This is a genomic window from uncultured Draconibacterium sp. (genome assembly GCF_913063105.1).
Classification (GTDB): domain Bacteria; phylum Bacteroidota; class Bacteroidia; order Bacteroidales; family Prolixibacteraceae; genus Draconibacterium.
This window is the reverse complement of record NZ_CAJXYQ010000002.1, coordinates 393,670-416,311: the sequence shown is the minus strand read 5'-3', so window position 1 is coordinate 416,311 and position 22,642 is coordinate 393,670. Positions and strand designations below refer to the sequence as shown.

At 40.9% G+C, this 22,642-nt stretch carries 15 protein-coding genes; 1 reads left to right on the top strand and 14 read right to left on the bottom strand.

Features of this window, described 5'->3' with window-relative positions; all coding sequences use genetic code 11:
* Nucleotides 1–157 precede the first annotated feature (157 nt).
* From QZ574_RS03145 to QZ574_RS03090, 12 genes are all read right to left on the bottom strand, one after another.
* Nucleotides 158–991, bottom strand: coding sequence for a helix-turn-helix transcriptional regulator (locus QZ574_RS03145; protein WP_297086688.1), 834 nt, complete (start codon nucleotides 989–991; stop codon nucleotides 158–160).
* A 147-nt stretch (nucleotides 992–1,138) separates the two neighbouring features.
* A complete protein-coding gene (ygiD, locus tag QZ574_RS03140) occupies nucleotides 1,139–2,023 on the bottom strand; it encodes a 4,5-DOPA dioxygenase extradiol (protein ID WP_297086686.1) in 885 nt (294 codons plus the stop codon).
* A 125-nt stretch (nucleotides 2,024–2,148) separates the two neighbouring features.
* On the bottom strand, nucleotides 2,149–5,352 hold the full coding sequence (locus QZ574_RS03135; RefSeq protein ID WP_297086684.1) for a glycoside hydrolase family 2 TIM barrel-domain containing protein: 3,204 nt from the start codon (nucleotides 5,350–5,352) through the stop codon (nucleotides 2,149–2,151).
* Nucleotides 5,353–5,725: 373 nt separating this feature from the next.
* A complete protein-coding gene (locus QZ574_RS03130; RefSeq protein ID WP_297086682.1) occupies nucleotides 5,726–5,905 on the bottom strand; it encodes a 4Fe-4S binding protein in 180 nt (59 codons plus the stop codon).
* A gap of 427 nt (nucleotides 5,906–6,332) precedes the next feature.
* Entirely contained in the window at nucleotides 6,333–6,950 is a 618-nt protein-coding gene (locus tag QZ574_RS03125; RefSeq protein WP_297086679.1) for a hypothetical protein, read from the bottom strand.
* 173 nt (nucleotides 6,951–7,123) lie between these two features.
* Nucleotides 7,124–7,303, bottom strand: a complete 180-nt coding sequence (locus QZ574_RS03120; RefSeq protein ID WP_297086677.1) for a 4Fe-4S binding protein — start codon at nucleotides 7,301–7,303, stop codon at nucleotides 7,124–7,126.
* Between the two features lie 44 nt (nucleotides 7,304–7,347).
* Complete coding sequence (locus tag QZ574_RS03115; protein WP_297086676.1) at nucleotides 7,348–9,768, bottom strand: T9SS type A sorting domain-containing protein; 2,421 nt, start codon at nucleotides 9,766–9,768, stop codon at nucleotides 7,348–7,350.
* A gap of 32 nt (nucleotides 9,769–9,800) precedes the next feature.
* Complete coding sequence (locus tag QZ574_RS03110) at nucleotides 9,801–11,627, bottom strand: sulfatase-like hydrolase/transferase (protein ID WP_297086673.1); 1,827 nt, start codon at nucleotides 11,625–11,627, stop codon at nucleotides 9,801–9,803.
* An 11-nt stretch (nucleotides 11,628–11,638) separates the two neighbouring features.
* A complete protein-coding gene (locus QZ574_RS03105; protein ID WP_297086671.1) occupies nucleotides 11,639–12,841 on the bottom strand; it encodes a right-handed parallel beta-helix repeat-containing protein in 1,203 nt (400 codons plus the stop codon).
* 331 nt (nucleotides 12,842–13,172) lie between these two features.
* A complete protein-coding gene (locus QZ574_RS03100; protein ID WP_297086669.1) occupies nucleotides 13,173–14,690 on the bottom strand; it encodes an alpha-L-fucosidase in 1,518 nt (505 codons plus the stop codon).
* A 14-nt stretch (nucleotides 14,691–14,704) separates the two neighbouring features.
* Nucleotides 14,705–15,991, bottom strand: coding sequence for a family 43 glycosylhydrolase (locus tag QZ574_RS03095; protein ID WP_297086667.1), 1,287 nt, complete (start codon nucleotides 15,989–15,991; stop codon nucleotides 14,705–14,707).
* Nucleotides 15,992–16,046: 55 nt separating this feature from the next.
* Nucleotides 16,047–18,887: a glycoside hydrolase family 2 TIM barrel-domain containing protein gene (locus tag QZ574_RS03090; RefSeq protein ID WP_297086666.1), complete on the bottom strand. Its 2,841-nt coding sequence runs from the start codon at nucleotides 18,885–18,887 to the stop codon at nucleotides 16,047–16,049.
* A gap of 145 nt (nucleotides 18,888–19,032) precedes the next feature.
* On the opposite strand from QZ574_RS03090, the gene QZ574_RS03085 reads away from it, so the two are divergent.
* Nucleotides 19,033–20,184 (top strand): hypothetical protein, encoded by a 1,152-nt coding sequence (locus tag QZ574_RS03085; protein WP_297086664.1) that lies wholly within the window; start codon nucleotides 19,033–19,035, stop codon nucleotides 20,182–20,184.
* Between the two features lie 22 nt (nucleotides 20,185–20,206).
* Here the strand turns inward: QZ574_RS03085 and QZ574_RS03080 are convergent, their stop codons facing one another.
* Together QZ574_RS03080 and QZ574_RS03075 are read right to left on the bottom strand one after the other, a co-directional pair.
* Complete coding sequence (locus QZ574_RS03080; RefSeq protein WP_297086662.1) at nucleotides 20,207–22,249, bottom strand: T9SS type A sorting domain-containing protein; 2,043 nt, start codon at nucleotides 22,247–22,249, stop codon at nucleotides 20,207–20,209.
* A 15-nt stretch (nucleotides 22,250–22,264) separates the two neighbouring features.
* The gene (locus tag QZ574_RS03075) at nucleotides 22,265–22,606 is read right to left on the bottom strand and encodes a hypothetical protein (protein ID WP_297086659.1); all 342 of its coding nucleotides are present in this window, start codon (nucleotides 22,604–22,606) and stop codon (nucleotides 22,265–22,267) included.
* Nucleotides 22,607–22,642: the final 36 nt, after the last annotated feature.

The window sequence follows — 22,642 nt, the reverse complement described above, 5'->3', positions numbered from 1 at the left end:
TAATTTATTTTGTTGTTACTAAAATTCTACCATGCAAAAATGAAGGGAAATGAAAATCTGCGAAAGGTAAATTTACGCCCAAGTAAGGTAGATTTCTCCCGGGCATGCGGCATTGCACAATCAAAACACTGATAAAAAAACAAGTTAACAGGAGCAATTAGAAGGAAGCGCGAAACTCAGAAGGCGTTACCCCAGTGTGTTTTCTGAAATATTTGATAAAATTTGTTGGCTCGTCATAACCCAACTCGTAGGCAATTTCTTTAATACTTAAGGCAGTGTGTACCACAAGTCGTTTGGCTTCCAACAACACGCGCTCATCAATTACCTGTTTGGGTGTTTTATCAAACAAGGCTTTTGTGGCTTTGTGCAGTTGCTTATCCGAAATACTCAAATCAGCGGCATATTTATTAACTGACTTTTCTTTTCTGTAGTTTTGCTCCAGTAAATCTTTAAAAAGAATAACATAATCAAGGTTTATACTTGGTTTTAGTTCTTTATGCCCCTGTTTGCGTAATTCTCGTTCGGCTTGCAACAAAAAAATATGCAACATGTTATGCAAAATCTGAAACTGGGCACGATCGTATTCTTTTAAAAATTCGGTTTCTATGGCATTCAGAAACACCTGTAAATCAGAAAACTGTGGATTAACCCGCACAATACCTGTTGGGTAAAGATCGCTAAACAAAATACTTGAGCGAAGAAAGCGGTTATCCTGTTCGTTTTTCGAGAAAAAATCGTCGGTAAAAATAATAGCCCTGCCCTTGTAGGTTCCGTTTTTATCAAATTGATTTACACTGTTGTACGGAATAAAAATCACCATATTATCTTCCAGCTCAATGGGATCAAAATCCACATAATGTGTCCCCTTCCCTTTTTCAATCCAAATAATATGGTAGAACTGGGCACGGTGAGGCACAGTCATCAGGGCACTTTTTTCTTCAAAACGCTCGCCCAAGTCAAGCAGTTCAAACTCATGGTTTAAACCATCCATAAAACGATATTTTCTGATGCCAGAATTCATCTTCTAAATATAGAATTAATATCGTGTTTATTTTTAATCGTTTATAAAAGGTTACCAATTCTACTTCACTAAAGCGAGCTATTTCAGGATAATTGGCCATCAAATAGCCGCTAATTATTAACCAATCCGAACCGAAGTCATTGTTAACGAACCACCAAGTGGCTCATCATTAAAAAGGTATACTGTTTCGTTTTTTTGCTGTAATGCCAGTACATACAACAAAGGCAAATAATGTTCGGGCGTTGGAATGGCCAATTCAAAAGCCTTACCGTGTTTTTTGTAAGCAATTAGATTCTGGTGATCACCATTTAAAATAAAGCGGTTCATTTTTGCACTGGCCTCTTTTGCCCAGTCAAAAGCGTAAGATTCGTTTAATTTGCGCCAGTCGATTGCCCCCAGGTTGTGCACCAGATTTCCGCTGCCCACAATTAAAATGCCTTTTGAACGAAGCGGTGTCAATTCCTTTGCCAGTTCGTAGTGTTGCTGTGGTGTTTTGGCGTAATCAAGGCTCAGCTGAATTACAGGAACATCAGCTTGGGGGTACATGTGTTTTATTACCGACCATGCACCATGATCGAGGCCCCAACTCTCATCCAGTTGTATGCCAGAAGTTTTGCTGATTTCGCTAACTTCTTTCGCCAGCTGCGGATTACCAGGTGCCGGGTACTGCACTTCATACAAGGTTTTAGGGAAACCTCCAAAGTCGTGAATAGTTCGTGGATTTTGCATGGCCGTAACCTTTGTCCCCTGCGTTTCCCAATGCGCTGAAATACACAAAATTGCCTTTGGACTCTCGATGCCATTCGATATTTTTCGAAATCCCTGTACAAATTTGTTTTCTTCGATGGCATTCATGGGGCTGCCATGTCCCAAAAAAAGTACCGGCATTTTTGGGGTAGCTTCCAACGAGCCGGCGAGTGTTTTTAATTCAGTTAAATTCATAGCAATTGAGGTTGCAGGCAAAGCTGCCAGCATTTTAAGCATAAAGTCTTTTCTTTTCATATCTCATGTCTGGTAAATATCCAGTACAAAGGTATCGTGCATATTCTCGAAAATCCTTAAACTATGATAAGAAATGAAACCTTTTCCTTACGCCTCGGTGGCCGACTTAACCGGTTGTTATGTATTTATTCTTGTACCACTTTTATTGTAAAACTAAATGCGTATTCTTTTACGGGAAGCAGATACCGGCTTAACGGAGGTGGTCCGCAACTTGCATTTCCAAGCCCTAAAATCTCAGCGTCGACACATAAAATCGTTTCTTTTCTGGGGTTCATAAAAGAAGGTCGGCTGGCTTTGTCCATATCGGTAGCATCGTAATGCAAAGCCGAAAACTGGAAAGGCTTATCCGATTGGATGTGAACTACCGGTTTCTTTTCGTTTTTAAATCCCAACTTTAACCAACGTGTATCCGAACGTCCGCCACATTCCTGAGGTACCACATACGGTACAAACATTTCGCTTGCAGTTGATTCGTATATTCCCAGATGTGCCGATTCATTTCTATCGGGATAGTTTTCGTGGGGTCCGCGGCCATACCATTGTACCTTTTCCAATCCTTCAACCAAACCCAACTTTAAGCCCACGCGTGGCAGCGACAATAAATCATCAAAACCTGTTGGGATTACCTTGTTATCGATTTTTACACTGCCGTTACCGCCAATCTCGTACATACATTCGTGTATAAAACGTCCTGAATCAGAAACAAATTCTTTACTAACAGCAACGCTAACTTTCGATGCTTCAGGCTGTGACGCTTTTACCGAAACTGTTTTCTCGTTTAAGTTATTTAACGAAGCTTTAAACCAACTCATTTTATAATCCTTATTGTCGTTCTCGACGGGTGAACGATATACATTTAATTTCGGACCTTTCACCTCTCCATCCTGCGCAATCAGTTCATTTCCGCCAGACAATATGGAGCTAATTGTACCTGATGATTTATCGAAGCTTACAACAAAACCTTTTCCTTCAACCTTAATGGTTTTATCGTTTTCAGTTAATGCAACTATTCCTTTGCCTGTATCTTCTGAAGTCGTCCGGTTCTGCAACACAATTTGCTCTTTGGCAACTTCATGGCCTGCATCAGCCCATAGCTTATCTTCTTTTAAACGATAGCTAAAATCAATTGTATATTCCGAATCTTCTTTAAACTTCGGGAACTGAACTTCAAATTTTCCCGATTCATTTGGATTTAAGTTGAGTGCCGGAATTTCTCCTTGTTTTACCTGAACACCATCCATACGTATGATCCAGCTTCCAACAAAATCGTTGAGGCTTGTGAAATAGTAATTGTTTTTAATGCGAAACAGGTTGTTTTTACTTTCATCAGCAGAAATGGCAATGTACTGCTGCGCTTTTTTTAGTTCGGGCATAAACGGTTTCTCTGTACGGTCGGCAAAAACTGCTCCTTTGGCACATTCGTTACCGGTGTACTTATATTTTGAGAAGTTTTTGCCTGCTGCCATCGTGTCTACCTTGTGGTAGTCCAGTTTATGACTTTGGCGGATTCGTCCGTCAGGCATTTCGGTATTATAGGTTTGGTTTACCCAGTCCCAGATGTATCCACCTACAAACGAAGGATTTCGTTCAACCACACGCCAATACTCGGCAAAGTTACCCATTGCGTTACCTTGCGCATGGGCGTACTCTATCATAATGTAGGGCTTTTCATATTTTGGTTCGGCCCAAAATGTCAATAATTTCCAGTGCTTTTGCTCCGGGTCATCTTCAATAAACGGATACATCGAACTGTTCATATCAAAATAGTCTTTCACCTCCCAGCAATCGGTCTCGCGGCCGTCGTACGAAATGGGGCGTGTTGGGTCGAAGCGGCGAATGTAATCGCTCATCAACGCAAAATTTTGCCCAAAACCCGATTCATTTCCCAAGGACCAAAAAATAATGGAAGGGTGATTTTTAGAACGCTCCACCATGGCTACCACACGATCTAAAGCTGCACCCATCCAACTGATATCGCTTCCGGGCAAGCCATTTCCGCGTATAAAATAATCGGGCGATTCCAGCGCCTCATCCATTACATACAAACCGTATTTATCACACAGCGCATACCAGCGAGGGTCGTTTGGGTGATGACTGGACCGCACCGCGTTAAAGTTGTTTTGTTTCATTAAAACAATGTCCTGAATCATGGATGCTTCACTCAGGGTTTTCCCGGTTTCAGGGTGCGATTCGCCGCGATTGGCGCCCTTAATTTTTATGGGCTTCCCGTTGATGTGGACTTGTAAATCTTTAATTTCTACTTTACGAAAACCAAACTGGCTTTGTGTTACCTCCACTGTTTTTCCATCCGCATCGAATAAAGTCAATACAACCGTATACAAATTAGGAAATTCAGCCGACCAGAGTTTGGGGCCTTCAATATTTGTTGAATATTCAAGTATGGTTTCTGCTCCCAGGTTTCCCATGCGCCAACCTACTTTGGGGCTTTTGTTGCCCGATTCGGAAACCAGCTTACCGGCATCGTCATAAATAGCAACAGCCACAGCATAGTTTTTAGGAACCGCCTGACTAAAATTGTTGAGTTTAATTTTGGCGTTAAACGAGGCATTGGTGTAAGTTTCATCCAAATCGGAGGTAAGGAAAAAATCCTTGATTTGAACCAGGGGACGACTTTGTAAAAACACATCCCTGAAAATTCCGCTAAAAGTCCAGGTATCGCCCGATTCGAGGTAGCTGCCTGTTGTCCAACGGTAAACCTGCACTGCCAAGGTATTTTCACCCTCTTTCAGATATTTGGAAATATCAAAAACCGAGCTGGTCATGGCATCCTCATCATAACCCACCAATTCACCGTTTATCCAAAGGTAAAAGGCACTTGATACGCCATTAAAATGAAGCAAAGTTTGTCGGTCTTTCCAACCCTCAGGAACCGTAAAAGATGTTCGGTAGCTTCCCACATGATTGTCCTCTTCCGGCACTGCAGGAATTAATATACTTTCCTCTTTAACACGCATTCCCAACCCACGGTGCGAAGGAACACCGTAACCATGACGTTCCCAACAAGCAGGAACAGGAATCGTTTTCCAATCATCAACGGTATACCTTGGCAAGTAAAAATCTTCGGGTTTTTCTGCCACCGTTTCGGCCCAGTGAAACTTCCAGTCACCGGCAAGATCTTTATAATACGGCGATGCTTTATAATCACCTTCCAATGCGGATGATACATCGGCGTAAATATAATGCGTGCAGGCGTGAGCTTGCGTACCTACGGTGTACACTTGTTTGTCTTTCCAGAATTGTTGCGCATTTGTGGTGAACAACGAACTCAGTATAAGTAAGGATAGAATTAGTGGTATTTTTGTATTCATATTTTTTGTTTTTATTGTTTTGAAAATTGGAACAGATTCCTCGCAATGCACAGAATGACAATGTTTGTATGAGTTTAGTTGTGTAACGACTGCCACACTTGAAAACGACATTAGATAATAAGATTTGCTTGCGTTTTTTTATCAAAAAATTTAGCATACGATTAGGTTTTAAATCAACGCAAGATAAGGCTAAAAACCTGTCTTAAAAGTGGGCTTTTAGCCTTAAAATAGGGGTGTATAAACTTGAGTTGGGCCAATTAAGCTGCTGCAACAAATAGAAAACCCATGGCTCTGAGACCATGAAATACTACTACCTAAACCATTAGCACACGAGCAAAGCGAACAGGCCCGTTCAGAAGTTGTTGTAATCAACCTAAACCTCCTCAATAGCCTGCACAACACACATGTTTACACAGGCTCCACATTTGTCGCATTTGTCGTTATCGAGTACATAAACGATATTCACTTTTGTAATGGCATGAACTTTTGCACAAACTGTGATGCAAATGTCGCAGTGCATACACAGTTCCATATTTATTTCCAGGTTTTGCATTAGTACTTTTGATAGAATTAATTTTGATAAATCAAATTGCTCACTCTCCTATTTTGCTAAATCAGTATTTTTCAAACCCCGAATAATCAAAACTGTATCGGCCTCATTTCGCCACGGCCGATATTCCCAAAATCCATATTTGCATGGAAACACCAGCTTTTCTTCTTTGGGAAACTCTCCTGTAAGCGCACAAAACCACTGCTTTGTGGCATTTTATTGATTTATATTCACCTCAATCTATATCTGTTATAAATTCAGCAAATACACTTATAAAAAATATGACAACAAAGGCAAAAAAGGGAAAAAGGATGTAAACAAAAAACCGTTGAATAGGTGCTTATTAATTAATAAAATTCAACGATTATTTGTTTAAGGATTGACAATATTAAGTTTAAATATTTTTCATAAAAATTTAGCTTTAACTTTTCTATTTACAACAATCTTCTCTACCACAACCTTTCCCTGTACATTGTGAATTCTCACTTTTAAATTTAGCATAATCTTTAATTCGGTCAGGACTATGGATGAGTGATAATTTTAAAAGCTCTTTTGTCTCCAATTTATCAATCTCTTGGATGTTAGTTACTGCTGCTACTTCATCTCGTAGGTTTCTAATTAGCCGTTTTGTGTCTGAACTCCACTTATCTTCCTGATATATAATATGTTTATACAGGCTGTAAGGATGAATGAAAGACTGGTGTCTACCAAATTCTTCGGATTCTTCTGCACTCATCCACAAAATATAGCCTAATCTTTGCCAGGAAAATGTTATCCGATGTTTGGCTATTCGTACCTGATCCCAATTTCCAAATTCACCGCAAAGAATTACAGATAGTGAATCGTTATAAGATTTAATTCTTTCGGGTATAAATTTAAATTCTTTTACAAATCGTTGAAATACTGAATCTTGAATCGTTATACTATAATCTTTGTTCAGGTATTGATATGAGTGATTAAAGTAATCATAATTAAGATATTCTTTCTTTACTTGTGCGTTGGCAATATTGACAAGTAACAATAAGAGAATTAAAGTATTTAATTTCATAGCAATTAAAATAAAAATGAGTTTACATTAATTATTTGGTTGTTAATTAAAGAGACACAAACTTTTAAAAAAAAATCATCTCTTTACATTGAATCCTTATGCTATAAAACATATTATTATTTTAAACAAATACTCAACAATCAAAAACCATTACAGGAGGAGGCATAATCAACCTAAACCTCCTCAATAGCCTGCACAACACACATGTTTACGCAGGCTCCACATTTTTCACATTTGTTGTTATCGAGCACATAAACGTTATTCACTTTCGAGATGGCATTTACTTTTGCACAAACTGTGATGCAAATGTCGCAGTGCATACACAGTTCCATATTTATTTTCAGGTTTTGCATAAGTACTATGTTCGTTTTTTTATTCTTTATTCTTTCCTTCACTTCTATTTGTGCCAGAGGATTCGCCTGCTATAAGCTCTTTCATTGCCGCGAATATTCACAATATAAATTCCGTTTTGGAGGTTCGTGTTCAACTGTAAATTAAATTCGTTTTGGTTAACTAAGAGTTTTTTGAGTTCGGTTTGTACAACCTGTCCTTTAAGGTTTACAAGCGAAATTTGCATTTCACCAAATATGTCTCCTTTGTGAACAAAATGGATGCTTGAATCAGCCGGCTTGGGATAAATCAACCAATCGTAATCATCTTCAATTATTGAATTTAAGCCCACAATTCCGTCTTTGGTATTACATGCACCAATATTTGGGGTGCCCGACGAAAGGTCGATGGCATTTCCGTAAAAATCGACAGTTGGGTAAGGGGGAATATTTATAAATACACCATAACCGGCATTTGGCACAACCGGACCGCTTATAGCAACTCCGGCATTAATTGCGTCGCTGTTTTCGTTTAGGTAATAGGCCATTTTGTCTGTGCCTACCCCTTTAAACTCCGAAGCTCCAGAAATTGGATTCGTATCGTATTCAATCCAGGCCGGGTTTACATCGCCCTCGTAGAGGTTATTTTGCATTGTAAATGGCGTGTCGTTTTCTCTTACCCGGCATTCGAGGTAGCCCATTTTTGCACCGTTGGTTGACGAAAAAATATTGTTGTAAATGAACATGTTTTTGGCATCCACATTAAAGGTGGTTTCGAAAGCATAATCCATTACTACGGTATTATTGTACACATAAACCCCATCGCTTAACATCAAACCTGCCTGATTTTCTTCAGTCCAGCGGTCGGAATAAATATAAATGGTACTACTGCCCGCTTTCCAGGTAGAAACCCCACTTGAATAGCGGTAACCGCTATTTACACTTACATTAAAACGGTAAACCGCGTTTGTATTGTTAGCCAGGATTTCAACAAATCCGCCAATACAATCCACCATGTAGTTGTATTGTACAAAGGTGTTTTTATTGTGTTTATCAATATGAATTCCGTATGAATCTAAATAACCATTCGCACTTATTACAGTATTGTATTGCATAATGGTATTTATGGCTTTGTAGTTCCAAATGGCGCTTCCACGAGCCGGCATTCGTGGGTCAATATCAGCGCCCGGGTGGTCGAAAATATTGTTTTCGATTAAACAGTTATAGGTTCCGTTGGGAAGTACTCCCGTTCCACCATTGTAATAAAATTCGTTGTTATGTATATGAATATTCATGTTGCGGTTAATGGAGTCGTTGCCAATTCCCTCGTTGCCTCCACTGTGCGAAAACTTGATTCCAAGGCGTTGCAAATTTCCAAAATAGGAATCTTTAACCTCAATGCCGTTTATATTTTTCTCCTTGCCTGTTTCGGTATTTTTTGTTGAATGAAAAGCTAAACCCGAAACCTGAATTTTGTCAAAATCTTCAGGGTTGAGCATAGGTTCAGCCGCAAATACATTTTTAAAAGTCATGTTTCTGAACAGCAGGTTATTCATCACTTTGGTTCCCGAATTTTTCACATATATTCCGTAAGCATCGGTGTCGGAAACTCCGCTCCGCGAAATAATGCGTTCGTTTTGAATCTCCAGCCCATCAAAAATCAGATTGTCTTTGTTTTCCACCAGAATTGCTTCCTGGTAATCGCCACCACCGGCTTCGCCAACCTGGCCTGTAATGATTGGTAAATCACCCTCGCCATACGAAGTAATCAAAATCGGTTTTTCTTCATTTCCGGAGCCATTTACCACAAAATGTCCATCGAAGCGGTCGCCACGTTTAAATAGAACCGAATCGCCCGGAAAGAGAAATGCCGAGCTGATTTTATCAAGCGATTTCCATGGATTATTTATGGTTCCGTCGTTGCTATCATCGCCTTCGCTGCTGCTTAAGTAATACGATGTTTGCGAACCTGGCTCACCAATTTTGGTCACTTTTATACTGTCCATATCAATGGTGCCCGACCAATAATGATGGAGGGCTATTTTAACCTTTGTTGTAGTTGCATCGCTTAGAAAGGTAAGCGACATATTTTTCCAAAGCGTTTCTTCTTCAGTCGTCGATGGTTTATAGTCTTCAGTAGAAGCCAACAATGCATCATTTTCAGAATAAACCCTGAGTTGCCTTTTGTAGGGGCCTTTGCTAAGCATCTCAAAGGTATAAATTACCTGTGCTTCAACATCGATGGTTTTTTCTATTTGCATACCTGCCGAACCGCTTGGGCTGGCAAGCATTCTTGCAACTTTGTTTCCACTATCATCAAAAACCGTTACGGTAACCGTTCCGTCGTATGTTGGTTTCTGCGAAAGTTCGTAGCCTAAGGTGGTTAAATCGGTTCCTGTTGCCAGGCTATCGAAATTTTCTTCGAAGATGGTTTGGGCGGAGAGTTGGAGGCTAAACAGTATTGTTATTGATAGAAAAAGTTCTCTCATGTTTCAGTATGATTTAGATTGCTTCAATCTGTTTAATCCAACTCTAATTTATAATCATGCGCACCAGGTGCAAAGTTGCTGCGGTACACTTTTGTTCCATCAGCTTTGGGTCCCCAGCACACCTCAACCCGGTTGTCGCCAAGTACAATATTTATTAATTTTTCTTTCATTGCCTGAGCGACTTTCTGGTATTCTTCATTAAAGGCCAGGTTATTTACTTCATTCGGGTCTTGGCTAAAATGATACAAAGCAGGGTCTAATTCTTCGTATGTGGCATTACGTGCCCACTCCATATTTTTTCCTCGTGTTTTATCGGGGCGGGTTTGCATCGAGAATATATACTCTTTGGTACGAATAAAAGCGCGTGGCCCAGTAACCGCATGGCTTTCGCCAATTACGTAATCGCGAACCGGTGCGATGCCCGATGCTACTGCTGCCAAATCCAAGCCGTCTAAATAGTCAAATTTATCCGATTTTAGGTTCGCTCCGGCTGCTGCCAATGCCGTTGGTACCACATCAACAAATTCGGTAAAATTGGTAACCACCTTCCCGGCAGGAAAACGCTTTTTATCCGACGCAACCACAACAATCGGATTGTGGCAATCCACATCCCAGGGCGTGAATTTCGATACCGAACCGTGGTCGTTTAATTTCCAGCCGTGGTCGCCATGCACATAAATAATCATCCATTCCTGCTTGTGTTTTTCGCTGTATTCGATAAATGCATCGGCTGCCTTGCCCACCAAATCGTCGCCATACGCACAAAAGGCGTAGTAATCCTGAATAAACTTTTGCTTTTCTTCATCGGAATAATGGTCGGAAAAACCTGCCTCAACCTGCTTTTGCATTTGTTTGGCCATGGAATCAAATTCCTTTTGGCTGTATTGTGGCACTTTGTATTTATGCTTTTGAAAACGCGCACGGTAATCGGCCGGTGGTAAAACTGGCGTATGCGGAAAATCGTAACCCAGATGAATAAATATTGGTTTCGAAGGGTTTACACCATCAACCGTTTGCGAACCAATAGTGAATTTTTCATTTTCAGTTTTCAAATAATCAGCTAAAACAGAAGTGTAAAAACCATCGCGGTTTTCACCTGCCGGACGTGAACTTACACCGGAAATAATCATTCCGGTATCCATTTTCTTTGGTTTCTTTTTGTTGTAATGACGAAGGATGTCATACTTTTTAAAAGCTTTTTCAGTATTTCCTGCCAACTCCGGACGCTCCTTCTCCAGTTGAAATGAATTGTATTGAAATTTGCCGTCAGGCGTTACAAAAAAGTTCATATTTCTGATTGGCTCTTCCAGCTTTTTGCCATCAACTTCGGTAAAGTTATCCTTTCCCCATGCAGTAAATCCGTCTAAATGCATGGTTTTAAACTTTATGTCGGTTTGGTAAATCTGATGTGGTTTTACCCGACCGTTTTCTACGGTTTTTATACGAACGCCCAATTTGCCAACATGAAAAGTTTGGTAACCTAAGTCTGCCATTTGTTCAGGTAAAGTAGGCTGACAGTGCCCGGCATTATTGTTATGGTATTCAAATTCGTAAACGCCCGAGCGAAACGGATAGCGACCATAATGCAAAGACGCACGTGATGGAGCACAGCCCTGTGCCTGGCAATAGGTATTTATAAAGGTGGTTCCCATTTTTGTTAGCCGGTCGGTTTGTGGCGATTCCACATAGCCCAATTCACTCATATCGCGGCCGTGCAACATCTGGTTAAATGCACGCACAGCATCGTAGCGGTGGTCGTCGGTTAGTATGTACAACACATTTGGTTGTTGCGCTTCGGCAATTTTTCCAAATAACTGGCAAGCAAGAAAGGCCAATAGTATAACAACTGTTTTATTCATAACTATCGTATTTATTTTATCACCCTAAAACCACCTTCTGTCTCTTCAATTTCAGGCTTAACATAGGCATTATCCTTTATTATTGAACTTTCATTTCCTCCGCGGTCGCTAACGCCTTCTTTGCTTGAGCTGTGGTACATGGCGTTTTGTGTAATCACGCAACCTTTCAAATTCTTTGCAATAATTCCGTAAAATGGATATGGGTACGAAAATTTGTATTCTTTGCGGTTGTACCAGCCCCAAATACTATTGCCTGTTACCGATGCACCTTTAACGTTTTCGAGCCAAATTTGTGAGCACTCATCGCCTTTGGCATCAACGCCACTGCTGCGGAATAAATTCCCTGAAACCGTGTGCGCTGTTCCATTTGATATTTTTAAGCCGGGGCCAAAATTATGGTCGATGGCACAACCCGTAATTTGCATGGAGTTTGAGCCATTTAGGTAGATACCTCCTTTTTTATTCCATTCAATGCGGTTGGCAGTTACCATTACCGATGCTGTTCCAAAAAACTTCAGGTCATTAATTTGTTCTTCGCTCATGCCCTCTTTGGCCTTACCTCGGGCAAACAGTCCGTAGCCTTTGTTAGCGGTTAGCTGGTTGTCGATAACCCAGCCATCATAGCCACCAGTCAGGTCAATTCCGTGTTCGCCATTAAACATCAGCAAATTTCGGCGTACCGAAAATACCCACGAACGTTCCAGGCGGATTCCTGAGCCACTGAAATTCTGAATGCGGCAATCTTCAATGCAATTATTCTGTTCGCATCCCAAATGGCGACAATAAATTCCGTGCATTCCTTCTCCAATATTTTTACCATCGAGCGTTAAGCCGAAAATGCGTGTGCCACGGTTGCTCCCCAAGTCGAGCAAAGCACGTGCATCGCCCGAAAGTGCGGTTAAAATTGTTTTACCTATAAAATCATCGTCTTTTTTGTCTTTGTTGGCATAACTCCAGGCCGAGTACCCCAAAAGCGTGATATGGCTTGGCACTTCAACCGGATGGATGCAATAATTTCCGTGTGGAAAATACACCGTTCCCTCTGATTTGGTTGCAGCTTCCATGGCTTTTAATAAAGCCGGAGTGTCGTCGGTAAAACCATCTCCTTTTGCTCCAAAGTCCATAATATTCAGGAAAGGAGTTGTTTGAGCTTTGGCGCTTGTTACCAGAAACGAAACAAGAAACATAAGTATTAGTTTGAATATATTTTTCATGCTCATTCGTATTTTTAGACATTCGTATTTTACCCGTTATTCAATTATTTTAGAAGTAAAGAACCCACTCTGTTTTCCTTTTTGGCACATAGCGTTTCAGCTTGTGCAAATTAAATTGCGGCAAATCAGCTTTTAGGCGTAGAAGTTCCTTTTTCTGAATCATTATAGATTTATTGGTTCAGAACAAAATTCTTGTTTATTTGGAAAAACTATAGGTTGTAAATTTGATGGAAGTACAGGGAGAAATTTATATGTCGCGCATAGCATCCACCTATTCGCAGTAAATACTACTGCTTTTGTCGTGAAATTATGGTTTTATGAAAGTTCTTTGTTATTCCAATTCCAACTTCAACACAGAAGCAATCGGATTATACTCCACCTCAGGCATGTTAATCAACAAAGTTTGTGGTGTTAATTTCCATTCAATATTCTGCCCCGTTTCCAATAGCTTTATGTTTTTAATTGGCGAAGGTGGCAGGTTACGGTGAAACCCACCGATAGCACGCATTTTTATTTGTTTTCCGGCTTCGGGCACTCCCAAAAAGAAAACATACATCGCCTTTTCATCTTTGGCCACGGTGTAACGCACATCATCGGCGGTGTATTTTACTTTTGCCGATTGCCCATCGTGCGAAGCATCATCGGCAGTTGCAGTACCGTAACCGAATATTTTGAATGGTCGTGTTCCGTAAACAGCTTCGCCGTGCACTTTCATCCAATCGCCAATTTCTTTCAAAATATCGCGCTGTTCCTGGTTAATTACACCATCGGCTCGAGGTGAAATATTCAGCAAAACTGTTCCGTTTTTACTCCACACATCAATCATGTTTCTAACCACAAGGGCTGCATTTTTATATTGTTCGCCTTCCACATGCATCCATTTGCTCTGGCTTAAGGTTATGTCGGTCATCCAGGGTAAGGGATAAATATCGCGTCGGCCGCCCTGCTCCAAATCGTCAATGCCAATTTCCAACGGAATATCCTGGTGTTTGCTGCAAACCACCACTTCCTGTTTGTTTTTAAGCCCGCTGTTAAAATGGTAGGCAAGCATTTCATTTATTTTCTCCTCAGGAATCATGTTTAACCACGAGTCGTACCATAAAATATCGGGATGGTATTTATCCACCACTTCTTCCACCTGGTCGAGCCAGTATTGGTTAAAATCTTCGATGTTTTCCCAATTCCCGAAAAGCTTACGCAATTTTGGGTCGGTGGTGGCGGTTGGCAAATCGGGGTGGTACGGATAGTGGCTGTTAAAACCGTTTCTTCCCCAATATTCCGGTGTATTGGCATTTCGCTGGCCGTTGCGGGCGTGGTGAAAAGTTGCAATTGTTTTGATGTCCCTTTTTCGAAGCGACTCGAACAACTCGCCAACAATATCGCGTTTGGGCCCCATTTCAAGCGCATTCCATGGATTTACTTTGCTGTCCCACATGGCAAAACCATCGTGGTGCTGTGCTACAGGACCAGCAAACTTTGCTCCTGTTGTTTGAAATAAATCAGCCCAATCCTCAGCATCAAAATGTTCGGCAGTAAACATGGGAATAAAGTCTTCGTATCCAAACTCCTCTATCGGCCCAAAATTCTTTTCGTGAAATTTGTTTACATCGCTGCCCTTTATGTACATGTTACACGGGTACCAGGCGCTACCATAGGCAGGCACACTGTATGGCCCCCAGTGGAAATACATGCCCAGTTTGGCATCGGCTAACCATTCGGGTGCTGCTTTGTGTTTGGAGAGTGATTCGAAAGTTGGTTCGAATTCTTTTACCTGATTATTTTCAGGTAGAATACATGAAACACCTGTAATTAAACACAATATAACTATGGTGTGTCTATTTATTTTCATGATTACTGATTGTTTTAAAGTTCCTCAGTTTGTTGTCTGATTCTTTCTTTTTGCTTGACAATTAAGCCGTGTTTGTATAAATATTCGGGGCTGTAATTCAGGTAATGGCCTTTCATGTCCTGGTCGTCCACATCCTGGCTCAAATCGCAATCAAAACGCACCAAAATTGTGTGCCTCCAATTTCCTCCGGCATTTATAACGTGCGAAAGCCCCCAGGTAATTCCACGGCCGTTTTTTGTATCGGTAAATGCATCAGGCACAAAAGGACCTGCTGCAACCGGCAATAATTCGGTAATGGCTGCAATCTCAAAGTTCACCCAGTCTTTTGCATATTGAATGGAGTTGTGCTCCTGTCCATCGCGTTGAACAATTGCTGCAACGCCCTCTTTAAAGGGGAACAATGTAGTTTCGTGCCCCGAATTAATTACAGGATTCAAAGGATGTTTAACAAAAGGACCAAGCGGGTTTTCGGCAATGGCCAAACCCTGCATTCGTATTTTCGAAGGATTAAACTCGGGGCGTTTATCAAAATCGCCTTTGTAGTACAAGTAGATCTTACCATCGTGTACCAGCGGATATGGATCGTGAATGGAATACTGATCCCACGAACCTTCGGGGCCATTGGGAATTACAATCTCGCCCGTGTGATGCCAGGGACCATCAGGTGTATCTGCCCACGCTACCGATACCGGACAAAAATCGCCACGTAAACCACTGGCCTCCATAAATGCCTGAAAGTACAGGTAATATTTTCCTTTAAATTTCAGAATATCGGTGGTGGTAACCGAGCGCCAGCCCGGCTGTGGTTTTGGCGGACGCGGAACGGCAATGCCTTGCTCTTCCCAGGTAAAACCGTCTTCGGAAGTAGCATACCAGATATCGGCTAAATCCCAATCAGCCGAAGGAATTACATCAGTGGCTTCTTTTGCGCGTGACATTCCAACCGGTTTTACAGGCGATTTACGACCGGTATACCAAACATAGTATTTTCCGTTGTCGAAAATTACTTTCGATGGGTCGCGGCGGGTAATGGTTCCGTCGCCACCGTTGTAATCGAAGCCATTTAATTTGGTGTATCTAAATTGCGAATACAATTCCGTTGCTTCAGGGCGAATGTGTTCGTATGCATCATAGATTCGCTCCACTGCCGCACTTAGCGGGCGGTCTGGTTTCTCATACGAAATATGAAAAGGAAAATCTTCGGTAACAAGGTTTTCACCGGCGTTAGTAGTTTCCTTCTTTTGTTCACAAGCTGCTGCTAACAGACTAAATAGAATTATCCAATAAATTTTATTATGCATACCTGTACTTTTTGCTTTCCAGACACAAATTCGTGTCAGTACTCTCTTAATTTTACTAAAACTCAAATGTTAAATCAATTACAAGCGGGTCGTCGTAATTGCCAAAGTAATTTTCAGCATGTCCTTGCGGCCCTGATGTTTCAGCTGTTTGAAATTTTGTACCGATACCTGGAATATTAAAAACAAACGAAATATTTCCTTCAGGGAAATCCATTACCGGCGTTGCTCGTTTTGGGTCGGTCCAAGCCTGAGGAGTTAGCATTCTCAGAAAAACGTTTGAGCTATTACAGTAAACCGTAAAACCATTGTTGTTTTTACCCTTAATTTTTGCCCAATACAAACGCGAAAAGAATCCTTTAAATTCAGGATAAACAAAACCAGACTCCCCGGTGACAGTATTGTTGTAATCGTTTTCCCAAACCCGGAATTTTGTTCCTTTCATGCGGTTACGCCAAACACGATATGGGCCATCTCCCAGCCACTTCTTTCCGGCCACTTCTTCTTCCGGATAAGTAAATGTTATTCCTTTATAGCCATCTACAATACGTTTCCCTTTAATTTCAACGTAAAGATTAAGCGTTCCGTTGGGATACACCGTCCATTTTATAACATCAGCACTCAATTCTTTATGCGAAGCCCAGGCCGGAGATTTGTCTGCTTCTTTATAAACCAAAACAACTTCCGTTCTGTCTTTCAGCTCATTAACGTACAGGGTGTCTATCTTATCCTTGTGATTTAATATCATGGGACCATTGGCAAGCGGAACAACTCTCCCATCCTTTTTCACCTGCTGCAGAATGTTGGTTTTTTTTGAAAATGTATACTCAAAACCATTTGCCGTAATTACAAGATTATCACCACTTTCAAGAGTTTTAATTTCGTTATTTCCTGCGAGGTGTATTAATTTGGAATTAACAGCTTTGGGCGTTTGAACAGGATACGACCAGGTAAACACCTCATTTCCCTGTGGGTTAATTCCTGTTAAATAAAGTACATCAGCTGATTTCCAGTTTTCCGGCAGGCCAACTTTGAATTTCCCTTTCGTTTCGGGTTCCAGGTCCGGCAGTTCAATATGGCTTTCTGCAATAATCTCCGGTTGCCCATTACTTTCCGGCCCCTTAAACTTCACCCACCTGGCTATCATCTTGCAGGCCGAAAGGTTCGTAAAATGATAGCGGTTCTCAATTCTGAAAATACCATTAAAATCGTTTCGGATAAAACGGTTTTCAATGTAAATTGGCGACCACACTTCTTTTATGGTAAAATAGCTTGCTTCTTTTTCACCGTAAGGCCCAACAATTCCATCAGCAGCGTGGTTCCCATCCGTATCCAACACGCCATCTTTATCGGTTCTAAGCACCGCTTCATCGGCAAAGTCCCACAAAAAGCCACCGGCATTTGTAGGCATATTCCACATTTGTTGCCAATAATCATCCAGGCCTGCACCGTGGCCCCCATCATACAAACCGTGCAAAAACTCGGTTGGAAAAAATATTTTATCAGTAAAAGGGCCATCGTTTGCAAAAGCATGGTAATTAAAGTAATGCAAGGTGTTTGTTTTTCTGAAAATATTCCAGGGATGAATGACTTCACGTTGTTGAATATCCCAAATCGCATAATCGTCATCCAACTCAGTATTCCATCCGGTTTCGTTGCCATTTGCCCACAGTAAAATGGAAGGATGATTGACATCGCGCACCACGGTTTCTTTCACAATCTTTCTGCCCACCTCGGTATCTAAAGCTGGACTGTGCCAGGTACAAACCTCATCGATTACAAACAAGCCCAGCGAATCGCAAACATCAAGAAAATGCACATCCGGTGGGTAATGCGACATACGAACAGCATTCATATTCATATCTTTCATCATTTGTACATGCTCAATACTCAAAGCTTTTGAAGTTGTTCTTCCGGAGGACGGGTAGAACGAATGACGATTTACGCCTTTAAATTTAATACGTTGTCCGTTCACATAAATTCCATCGGCCTCTCTCACTTCTACAGTCCGAAAACCAATTCGTTGTGCGTGTTGATGCAAAATCGCTCCTTTTTTATCCTTCAGCGAAAAAACCAATTCGTATAAATTCGGACTTTCAGGATTCCAGCTTTTTATGTTTTCAGCTTTTGTGCGAAGCGTCCATTTTCCTTCAGTTTTTTTCAGTTCCAAAAGAGGCAGTTCTGCCTGCTGATTACCATCCAAGGTGCTTAATGTTGCCGTGACTGTTTCGGCTTTAGGGGCATCAATAAAAATATCGGCAGATATTTGTCCATCGGCTTTGGCATCAATTGCCACCCGCGCAATATGTTCTTTTGGCAATACCTGTAAATACACGGGTCTGAAAATGCCTCCAAAAACCCAAAAGTCTGCCTTTCGTTCTGCCCAGTTTATCGATTCGTTTGCCGATACCTTGCTTACCTTTACCTCCAACACATTCTCTTTTCCGTAGGCCAGTAAGTCCGAGATGGAATATTTAAACTCATAAAATGCCCCCTGGTGTACATCGCCGGCAGGTTTACCATTTATTTTCACCTCAGCATCAGTCATTACGCCTTCAAAAACAATTTTTACCTCTTTGTTTTTCCACTCTTCCGGAACTACAAATTTATGTTTGTACAAACCCTGTTCGCTAGCACGGTCTTCCAGAGGTAAATCCTGCCCGTAATTATAGTTTCCAAATCCTTGCAATTCCCAACACGAGGGTACTCCTATTTTTGTCCACTCGCCACTATTTCGGCCATCAGTACAATAAAAGTCCCACTCTACCATATCGTCTTTCCCGGTTCCCGACAGGTATATTTTTTTGGTAAATACCTTATTAGGTGTTTGTGCAACGCCCAAATAACACAAGAAAAGAAGTACTGCAATGAGTATAAGATTTCGGCTTTTTTTTATCATGATTTATGTTTTATTTGATTTTTACAGATTTGATTTTAAAGGTAGCTAATTGGATTAAAATACTTACCTTTAACGCTGCTTTAACGGTAGCTATAACGGTTATTATTGTTGGGTTTTCGAGACTTAACCGAAAGAAAACAGAGGCATGCTTTCAAAAGAGAAGAAAATAGAAATAACAGAAAAGGTAATTTCAAGTGAGACCTTTAAAAATGCCCCCACAAGCATGGCTATTTTGCGTTATCTGGTGCAAGCTGAAATTGAAAATCGCCCTTTGAAAGAAAGTGTGATTGACCTCGAGTTTTTTGGAGGGCAGGCAGACACTGAAAAAAGTAATCCTCGGGTTCGGGTCAATATTTACAACCTGAGAAAAAAACTGGCCCATTATTATACCAGCGAAGGTGCTGAAGATGAATGGCAAATAATTATCGATAAGGGCCAATACGGCATTCGCTTTGCAGAAATTGGAAAAAAATCAGCTCCCAAAAGTTTTCCGAAAATAAAAGCCTTTCTACCCTACATATTATTGATTTTTGTACTGATAGCCTTCGGTATTTTGCAACACTCTGGCCCGGTGCCTAAATTATGGAAAGCCTTTTTTAAAAACAAACAAACTACCCATTTGTACATTGGCGATGCATTTGGCTATGGAGGAAAAACCATTTCGGGTTTAAGTGGCTGGACCCGCGATTTTAGCATAAACAGTTTAGACGAGTATTACAAGCTACTTGAACAACAACCTGAATTAAGAACACTTACCAGTCCCACAGACTATAATTACGCCACACGAATGGCAGAAAATGCAACGCATGCTCTATCGCGTTTCTTCACAGGCTGGAACAAGGATTTTGAGATAAAATACGCCACACGTGCCTCGTTTTCAGATATAAAAAAGGGAAATACCATTTACGTGGGCCGCTTAAAAGACCAGAAAGATTTCTCGTACTTGTTTAACGAGGCCAATAAATACTTTAAAATTAGTGATAACGAAGTTTTGTTTGCAGGACATCCGCAAATTCCCGATACGGTGTTTTATACCAACAGTTCCAATACCGAAACCGATTTTGCCCTTGTGTCGCGCATACCTGGCCCAAATAATACCGAACAGTTTTTCTTTTTCTCGAACCACGACATTGGCGTTATAGCCACAGTAGAATATTTTACCAACCCTGAAAAGCTAAAGGAGTTTACCCGCAGGCATTTAAAGGAAGGCGTTTATTTTACGGCCTTATTCAAAGCCAAAGGCAAAGAACGTATCAGTTTAAATCTGGAGAAAATTTTAGTGGTACCCTTTGATTAGTTTTCTTTGTTGGTACTATTTTTTACCTTTCTACTAATAATTTTAAGGTTGAGGAACGATTTTCAGAACTGGCCCTCAAGAGGTAAACTCCCGGTAAAAAGCCGTTTAAGTGGATGGTTTCGTCTACCGTACCTGAATCGAGAATTAAGCTTTTCAGGCATATTCCGTTTAAGTTGTAGAATTCAATTGTTGTATCGTTTTTTATGGCTGAGCTAAAAGAAAGCTGTAAAAACTCCTGTGCAGGATTGGGATAGCATTTCAGTTCCGGTAAATTTTGAGGCTCGCTTATACCTACCGGAAAAACCGGTTCGAAACGCCAGGTACTTGCTTCGCTGGGTGGTTCAAAACCTTTAACACCAACCGTTTGCGCAAGTCCCAAAACTACGTCATGACCATTTTTTATAACGCGCGATTTCTTTTCATTGGTGCCCGGATATATTTGAAACAGACCAGAATCACTTCCCTCTACCGTGCTTAAAAACCAATGTGGTAAAGCTGTTTTATCGGCCCAGTTACTTTTTTGTTCCACATAATAAATGGGTAAATCTTCATCTCCGTAATCGCCAAGTGTGTATATTTTGAAAATTTCCATGTACTGTTTGGTCTTCAAATTCAGGAAAGTGTAATTGTATGGGTACTCAAAATTTACCTTCCACAAATCGGCACTGTCGCTAACAGCGGCTGAAGAAAGCTGCACATTGATGGTGCCTTCTGCGGCAAGCATAGCCTCCCCGCTATTGTTGTTTATAATTCGATAAACAGCTGATGTATCTATCAGCGAAAACGGACGTTGCTGCACCACATTTTTCTGAATTTTAGCTGCGGGATATGCTTCAATAATATTTCCTGTTTCATTAGCCAGCTCGTGCAAACGCATCACCCCCATGCTCTCTTTTGCAATACCCGCATTGTTACGGATTACTAAACCCCCGATAGGTAAATCGAATGGAGCACTTTCGTATGCCCCTGTTTGATGTGCTGTAAAATCAAAGGTATATTCATCAGGGTTGTTGGCACTGGCCTCGGTCATGTCATTCCCCTCAAAACGCATGTTTTGTGGTGATTCGCCCCAAAAAATCCATTTGTATTTTCCTTTAAATGTGTTGTTGATAATAGTAATATCGCTGCAAGGCTGCAACGAACGGTCCTGGTAAAAGGTGCGCGATGGTTTGCTGTATTCGAACAGGTTATTTTCTACCAAAATATTGTTGGTGTACTCTTCCATATGAATCATATCCACATCGCCGCGATAGCCAATAAAATGGCAATTGGTAACTTTGGCGTTTTTTCCCTTCGACCAGCCACAGCCGGTTCCGTCAAACAAACAACTGTCGATGTGCATACCATTCATATCCCAAACAACAGGATGATTATCGTTACCGGCATCCATTGAAACACCGCGCGTGTTGTAAAATACCTCGTCCCAATTGGGAACAAATTTGCATCGTTTTACAATGGACTGAGGCAATCCATCAATGGGCTCTTTTCGGTTGCAATTGTATCCACCGTGGGCAAAATTCAGGAAAGATACATTTCGGAATGTTATCCCGGCCCCATTCTCGCCATAGCATTGCAGGTTACCGTTTTCGAAAATTACATTGTTTATTAAAATGCCTGTATAAAACTGACCAGCCGTGCTGTTTGAGAAGCGCGTAAACACATAGCCGATAGAATCGACGGGTATAAAACGCATGTTGGTAAGATTAATGTTACTTGTACGAACATGGAAATTCTTCATGTTTTTAAAGGTGGTAGTAACCTTGTATGCTCCAATTGAATCGGTGGCAGCAACATCGGGTAAGGCACCACTCAAACAAATTCCTTTGCTAATATTAAGCGAATTACCTTCAAAATCGTATTCCGGGCGGTTAAAAAGAAGTGTATCGCCTGCGTTTAAACTGGCAAGGGCTTCGTTTATTTTTGCCACCAAACTTTGACCGCTCCGGATTCCATATGCTTCATCAAAATCAATAGTTCGAACAGGCTCAGGATTTTCCTTAATAATATTCAGATAGAGATTTGAAAACTCATTGCCATCCACAAATTCTCCGCGAATCTTGAGCATTTGTGTATTGGCCTCTTAGCCATCCGGAATCAGCAGTGTATAATCTTGCGGTACAACTAAAAAAGTATCAATTGTTCCGTTAAGTGGCGCGGGCAAGTCGAAAGCATACGAATCGGTTTTTGTCCACGGGCTCTTTTTAAAGGTGAGCAAACTAATACTTATTTTTGTAGCTGTTGCATTGCTGTAGGTGCCTTTTACAAACAAGGTATCTGCATAGGCAAAATCTCCTAAACGATCCTGATGCTTTGGATTTTCAAATTCATTAACACTTTCAATTGTCAGGTTTTGTGCCAGTGAACTTATAAATGAAAGCAGAATAATTAAGCTGAGTATAAAATACTTAATAACATATCTCATTTCAATAATTTTAAATTAATACCATGGAACTACTTT

Excerpts from the sequence above, each read along its gene's own strand:
- QZ574_RS03115 (WP_297086676.1), bottom strand. The coding sequence starts at position 9,768 with ATGAGAGAACTTTTTCTATCAATAACAATACTGTTTAGCCTCCAACTC.
- QZ574_RS03120 (WP_297086677.1), bottom strand. The coding sequence starts at position 7,303 with ATGCAAAACCTGAAAATAAATATGGAACTGTGTATGCACTGCGACATT.
- QZ574_RS03090 (WP_297086666.1), bottom strand. The coding sequence starts at position 18,887 with ATGATAAAAAAAAGCCGAAATCTTATACTCATTGCAGTACTTCTTTTC.
- QZ574_RS03145 (WP_297086688.1), bottom strand. The coding sequence starts at position 991 with ATGGATGGTTTAAACCATGAGTTTGAACTGCTTGACTTGGGCGAGCGT.
- QZ574_RS03135 (WP_297086684.1), bottom strand. The coding sequence starts at position 5,352 with ATGAATACAAAAATACCACTAATTCTATCCTTACTTATACTGAGTTCG.
- QZ574_RS03105 (WP_297086671.1), bottom strand. The coding sequence starts at position 12,841 with ATGAAAAATATATTCAAACTAATACTTATGTTTCTTGTTTCGTTTCTG.
- QZ574_RS03110 (WP_297086673.1), bottom strand. The coding sequence starts at position 11,627 with ATGAATAAAACAGTTGTTATACTATTGGCCTTTCTTGCTTGCCAGTTA.
- QZ574_RS03095 (WP_297086667.1), bottom strand. The coding sequence starts at position 15,991 with ATGCATAATAAAATTTATTGGATAATTCTATTTAGTCTGTTAGCAGCA.
- QZ574_RS03130 (WP_297086682.1), bottom strand. The coding sequence starts at position 5,905 with ATGCAAAACCTGGAAATAAATATGGAACTGTGTATGCACTGCGACATT.
- QZ574_RS03125 (WP_297086679.1), bottom strand. The coding sequence starts at position 6,950 with ATGAAATTAAATACTTTAATTCTCTTATTGTTACTTGTCAATATTGCC.
- QZ574_RS03080 (WP_297086662.1), bottom strand. The coding sequence starts at position 22,249 with ATGCTCAAGATTCGCGGAGAATTTGTGGATGGCAATGAGTTTTCAAAT.
- ygiD (WP_297086686.1), bottom strand. The coding sequence starts at position 2,023 with ATGAAAAGAAAAGACTTTATGCTTAAAATGCTGGCAGCTTTGCCTGCA.
- QZ574_RS03085 (WP_297086664.1), top strand. The coding sequence starts at position 19,033 with ATGCTTTCAAAAGAGAAGAAAATAGAAATAACAGAAAAGGTAATTTCA.
- QZ574_RS03075 (WP_297086659.1), bottom strand. The coding sequence starts at position 22,606 with ATGAGATATGTTATTAAGTATTTTATACTCAGCTTAATTATTCTGCTT.
- QZ574_RS03100 (WP_297086669.1), bottom strand. The coding sequence starts at position 14,690 with ATGAAAATAAATAGACACACCATAGTTATATTGTGTTTAATTACAGGT.